General features: G+C 62.8%; 3 protein-coding genes. All 3 read left to right on the top strand.

Annotated elements, in window-relative coordinates:
* The first annotated feature begins 149 nt into the window (after positions 1–149).
* The 3 genes from AB4Y86_RS11305 (at position 150) to trxA (ending at position 3,197) form a co-directional block, all read left to right on the top strand.
* Positions 150–1,700, top strand: a complete 1,551-nt coding sequence (locus tag AB4Y86_RS11305) for an ABC transporter substrate-binding protein (protein ID WP_441402327.1) — start codon at positions 150–152, stop codon at positions 1,698–1,700.
* Positions 1,701–1,875: 175 nt separating this feature from the next.
* Positions 1,876–2,832 carry a thioredoxin-disulfide reductase gene (gene trxB, locus AB4Y86_RS11300; RefSeq protein ID WP_441402326.1) on the top strand — a complete coding sequence of 319 codons (957 nt, stop codon included), beginning with the start codon at positions 1,876–1,878 and terminating at the stop codon, positions 2,830–2,832.
* A 38-nt stretch (positions 2,833–2,870) separates the two neighbouring features.
* Positions 2,871–3,197, top strand: a complete 327-nt coding sequence (gene trxA, locus AB4Y86_RS11295; protein WP_441402325.1) for a thioredoxin — start codon at positions 2,871–2,873, stop codon at positions 3,195–3,197.
* Positions 3,198–5,354 lie beyond the last annotated feature (2,157 nt).

Here is a 5,354-nt window from a genome sequence, read left to right as displayed (position 1 = left end):
GGGATCACACGGCGCGGACACTGCATCGGCTAGGATCGAAGACTAACAAGGGGAGTTGCAGACCTGAGGTCAACCGGCTTTACCGGGAGGCCGCGATGACTGTCGAAGTCAGTGCTGCCAGCAGTTCCCGGACAGTCTAGGAGGAACCCGTGTCCCACCCGATCGATGTCGGATCAGTACTTGGCGGCCGCTACAAGGTTACGGCCACGGTACTGACCTCGCATGACCAGGATCTGGTGCTGGACGGGGTGGACCAGGTGCTCAACCGCCCCGTGAGTATCCTCGTCGCCGGTCCCGGCAACGCCGATCAGGTAGCCCAAAGTGCCCGCGAGGTCGCTACCGGGGAACGGCCGGGCCACGTCCAGATCCTCGACCTCGGCGTCAGCGACGCGGCTACCTATCTGATCACAAACCACACCTCCGCCGCCGACCTGCTTGACCTGGTGGTTAGCTCCAACCCGCCGTACGTGGAACCGTTCTTCACCGACACGCTGGGCAGCGAAATCTTCGGACAGACGCGTTCCACCGAGCCCGAGACGTATGACGGCCTCTACGCCGACGAGGAAGTCGACGCCGGGTACATCAACTATGGCGAGCAACAGCGCCAGGCCGGGCAACGGCCCCAGACGCCGTCGACCTCTCCTCAGCGCGTTCCGGCACCGCCGGCCGCGGCTCCCGCCCGGGGGACCGGCGCACGTGGCGCCGCCGCTGCCGGGGCGGCCGGTGCTGCGGCTGGCGCCGCCGCTGCCAGCGCCGCCAAATCACCAAAAACCGCGCCGCAGGCGGCGGCTCCGCGCCCGGCTGTTTCACAAACAGCCGCGCCGCAGGCGACGTCCGCGCAGCCGGTGCAGGCTACCGGCACGCCCAAGGTCTCGCTCTGGGAAGATGACGATTATGACGACGCCGTACCTGATCAGCGGACGGCATCCCGCGCAGCGGCCGCCGGATCCGACCGCGCTGCCGGAAACTTCCCCGTGTCCGCAAAACAAGGTGCACCGGTTGACAGCTACAACGACTACGAGGACGACGGCGAGGACGACGAACCAGAGCGCGAACCCCGCTCCATGCGGTGGCTCGTTGGTGCCCTGCTGGCAGCCGTCCTGGTCATCGGCCTGATCTTTGCCGTCACCAACCTTGGCGGCCTTTTCAAGGGCAGCACGCCGGTAGCCGGCAAGACCACAGGGTCCTCCAGCACCCAGGCGCAATCCGCCACGCCGTCCTCGACTCCGAGCCCGAGCGCGCCGGCCGCCGTCGCCCCGGCCATCGAATCCGTGACCCGGCAGGGCAACTTCGATTTCGCCGCGACCTATGACGGTGACTTGGTCAAGACCTTCGACGGCAATGCCGCCAGCTACTGGTCCGACATGGAATTCGCTACCGACAGCTGGGGAGGTTTCGCCCCCGAAGGCGTTCCACTGGTGGTCAAGCTGAAGGCACCGTCCCAGATCACCTCCGTGACGTTGAGCCAGCTCGGTGCTGCCGGCGGCAACATCAGCGTCTTCACCAACAGCCAGCCCTCACTGGACGGGGCCAAGCAGGTCGGCAACAACAGCTTCACGTCTCCGGAGCTCACCATGCCACTGCAGGAACCGGTAACGGCGCAGTACGTCATCATCTCCATCAAGACCCTCCCGAAGCTGGCCGCCCCCAAGACGCGGTACGGATTCGGCCTCCGGTTGGCCGAGATCAAGGTCCAGTAGGGCTTCCTAACGAGCCCCAGCCGCGGGTACTGGCCGGGGGCACAGCTGTGACCCGGGTGAGGGCACACTCCGGGCGGCGCCCGCCCTAAATGGAATATTCAGCCCCACGTATCAGTTGTGCCATGTGCCGGCCATCCGGGCGGGCGCGTCGAAAAAGGAAGAGGTTCACCGTTCAGTGAGCAACGCAGAAAACACCGCGTCCGAAGTGCGTGATGTCATCATCGTCGGCTCCGGCCCGGCGGGCTACACCGCCGCGGTGTACACGGCACGCGCCAATCTGAAGCCTCTGCTCCTGGCTGGTTCCGTGACCGCCGGCGGGGAACTGATGAACACTACCGACGTCGAAAACTACCCGGGATTCCCGGATGGCATCATGGGCCCGGACCTGATGGAAAACTTCGAGAAGCAAGCCGCCCGCTTTGGCACCGAAATCCAGTTCGAGGACGTCACCGACCTGGATCTCGACGGCGACATCAAGACCGTGACCATCGCAACGGGAGAGACCTTCCAGGCTCGGTCCGTCATTCTTTCGACCGGCTCGGCATACCGCGAGCTAGGGTTGCCCAACGAAAAGCGCCTCTCGGGGCACGGCGTGAGCTGGTGTGCAACCTGCGACGGTTTCTTCTTCAAGGATCAGGACATCGCAGTCATCGGCGGCGGCGACTCGGCCATGGAAGAGGCACTGTTCCTCACCAAGTTCGCGAAGTCCGTCACCGTTGTCCACCGGCGCGACACCCTGCGGGCCTCCAAAATCATGGCCGACCGCGCCCTGGCCCACGAAAAGGTCAAGTTCGTCTGGAACAGCGGTGTGGAGGAGGTGCACGGAGAAGACAAGGTCACCGGACTCCGGTTGCGCAACCTTGTTGACGGCACTGAAACTGAACTTGCCGTGACCGGAGTCTTCGTGGCAATCGGAAACGATCCCCGCACCGACCTGGTCAAGGGCAAGCTCGAACTGACGTCGGAAGGCACTATCGCCGTCGAAGGACGATCCTCGAAGACCAGCCTCAGGGGCGTCTTCGCCGCCGGGGACGTCATCGACCCGACGTACCGCCAGGCCATCACCGCCTCGGGATCCGGCTGTGTTGCAGCCCTCGACGTCGAGCACTACCTCGCAGGCCTCCACGCCTAATCAGCGCACGGCAATCAACCCAAAAGAGAGAATAGGTTATGAGCAACGCAAAAGATGTAACAGATGCTAGTTTCAGCACCGACGTGCTGGGAGCCGACAAGCCTGTCATCGTAGATTTCTGGGCAGAATGGTGCGGGCCGTGCCGCAAGCTCGGTCCCATCCTCGACGAGATCTCCGTCGAGTACGGCGAGAAGGTCAATGTCGTCAAAGTGAATGTAGACGACAACCCCGCGATCGCCGCAAAGTACGGCATCACCTCCATCCCCGCCGTCTACCTGTTCGACGGTGGAGAAGTGAAGGGAACCGTCATCGGCGCCCGCCCCAAGCAGTTCTTCGAGAAGGAATTCGCAGACGTGCTTTCCTAGCACGCGACGCGCTTCCCGGCCACGTAGCTGGCCGACCCTGGTGGTGGTTTCCTCTTGAGAGGGAGCCACCACTTTTGTTAGGTACGCTTTCCGGTCTGCGCAGGGGAGTGGCCGTCCGCCCCGAGTCGGACATCGCGCAATCACGCCGCTCAGGTCCTAAAACAACTGAAGAATATTGGGTTGGACTCCCAAATGCCCCTGAGGCGCTTCAGTACGTGTGTGCGCGTCTTTCCTATCGGGGACAGGGCTGCTGCGACCACGGTCACCGCACAGGAGAGGCCGGACAAGCAGTACGGAACCGACCCGTGGCTGGTCGGCTTACTTACGTGCAAGTTCATGCCAACTCCGAACGGAAGTTCGGGGCGCAGGCCAGGAAGTTGTCTGGCTGTCGTCGCCTGGCTGGATCGGAAGTGGTTTCACGTGAAACAATGACGACGCCACGATACGCATTATTCCCACGGACGCGCACTCGCCCGCAACTTCGGAAAACTACCGTCCCCTGCCGGTCGTTCGCACCCACGGCGCCGGGTACATCACGAAGGAGGCTCAGCGCGGCGGAAGGTTGCACTTTGCCACAGATCCAGCGACAACCGATTCCCGGGTTTGTTCTGGAAGAAGCGGCAATGCGGCTGTTGATGTTTCACGTGAAACGATGGCCGACATTGCGCGCCACGTCCTCAGCATCTTCACCGACCGCAGGGACTGACGGCCCGACTTCCACGGCGCCGCAGACGTCCGATCATAAGCAGCTCCGTCCCGCGTTCTTCCACAAGACTACGCGTGTGTTTCACGTGAAACATGGGCTCCGTCCTATGCCGACACCTCCTGCCCCAGATTCCACTGCCTAAAATGGGACTCTGCCGGCTTCAGTCACTTTCTGCGGGGCAATCCGGGGTCGTTTCACGTGGAACCGGACAATATGGCGACGCACGGCCGCAGCGGCCGCAAAATCTGCGTTGCTCGGTGATTCGATTGACGGCGGACCAGCTTTCCCAATAGTCAGCTATCGGCTGGTATTAGCACCTTGCGCGCAACGGGCCCCGTCAGTCTCGATCAGAGCCCCCGTCACTAGTAGGAACGTGCGCTGTTCGTTGGCCTAACACCAGGGCCACTCGCTGAGCGGATCTCTATTCAGCCGTACAGAGAGAGGGGACAGGCGGTGCCTTATTCCATTTGAAGTCCAGAACCGCCCGCCGGGGAGCAGCGTGGGTCTGACCCCAGCCGTGCGGCTGGTGTTTCACGTGAAACACCCACGGTCGCTGGACTCCAACCGTCAGTTCTCATTTCATGGATCAAGTCATGATCCTGGCCCTCGGTTCCATGCTTACGATTCTCAGCATTCGACGTTCCTGCCAAATCAATCGTTTTCGTCTGCGGCGGCCGCTCACTATTCCCAACCGGGGGAGTTCTCACTCGGCCTTGTGTACCCTCCGCCCTCGGGGTTGGTGGTGCGCGTGGACAGACCACCATAGATCACCGGAAATGCAGCATGCCTTGGGCGCCCCCGTTCATATGCCCTGCGAAGTGCTCCCCAAGTCCACTCGGGTCCCAACCACGCACACCAGACCCAATCCATCGAAGTCGAGGTGAGGCGGTTGGCGCGTCTGGTGGCGTCACGTCATCCATACTGTGACGAACGACGCGGCGGGATCTAGGACACCCCTGGTCCTCAGCTAGCCAGAGGGGTCCCTCCAGGGGCTGGAACCGGCCGACCCAACGGCCGCCGCGGGCCAAGGTTGGTGTCATCGTGGGCGTATGATGTGTGCCATATGTCAGCGCGATTCGACCGAAATTCTCGGCCCCAGGCTGGGGGGTGCAATGTTTCGCAGGGCAGCTGATACGCAGGGCTACGAAGCGTTCAACGAACGGACTGTGTAGGCGCAGGCGATTTCACCCTGGTGTCGAGCGGCGGCCCGATACTCAGCGCTCCTGCGGAGCCTCTACCTTCTAACCGGCTCAGGGGCAACGGTCCCACGGGCGTTCAGGTCTTCCACGGTCTGATTGGCTACCAGCACATCCTTCGATTATGCCGCGACATCTTCTCATCCAGGCTTCGGTTTAGCGATGTTTAGGGAGCAAAGGAGGCCCGGCGGCCGCCATGGACCGGTCTGTTCCGGAAGCACGACCATGGGGCGCCTGCACCGACGAGTGCTGCCG

This window comes from Arthrobacter sp. 2YAF22_2 (assembly GCF_052114645.1).
Classification (GTDB): domain Bacteria; phylum Actinomycetota; class Actinomycetes; order Actinomycetales; family Micrococcaceae; genus Arthrobacter.
The sequence above is the reverse complement of the archived record's forward strand: the minus strand, read 5'-3'. Positions and strand labels throughout refer to the sequence as shown.

What these genes read in the sequence shown, in the direction of transcription:
- trxA (WP_441402325.1), top strand. Translation starts at nt 2,871, where the DNA reads ATGAGCAACGCAAAAGATGTAACAGATGCTAGTTTCAGCACCGACGTG.